Raw genomic sequence first — 401 nt, forward strand, 5'->3', positions numbered from 1 at the left:
GGTATCTATATTATTGAATGGATAGCTCATTACCTTTCCCTTGGGTTTGAATCTATTTTTATATACAGCAATGATAATTCAGATGGATCTGATGATTTATTATATTACCTGCAAAGTAAAGGTATTATAAAGTTAATAAAAAATGAGGTGAGCGCAGGGAGCGATGCCCAAAGTAAAGCATATTCTGATGCTCTCATGTTTAATAACGATATTTTAGACTACGCATGGTGCCTTTTTGTTGATATGGATGAATTTATAGTCGTAAATACAGATAGATTTAATAATATTAAGTCATTTTTATTGTGGCATGAACAAAAAGAAGTTGACGCTATTTGCATTAATTGGACCTATGTTGGAAGTGGAGGAAATGTAAGTTGGTTTGATGCACCAATGTATCAGAG

Annotated in this window: 1 protein-coding gene; it reads left to right on the plus strand. The window is 32.4% G+C overall.

Annotated elements, in window-relative coordinates; translation table 11 throughout:
- Nucleotides 1-401, plus strand: a 401-nt coding sequence (locus CSR02_RS04120) for a glycosyltransferase family 2 protein (protein WP_167384092.1), incomplete at both ends; no start/stop codon positions are given.

The organism is Acetobacter pomorum (genome assembly GCF_002738225.1).
In the GTDB taxonomy this organism is placed as follows: domain Bacteria; phylum Pseudomonadota; class Alphaproteobacteria; order Acetobacterales; family Acetobacteraceae; genus Acetobacter; species Acetobacter pomorum.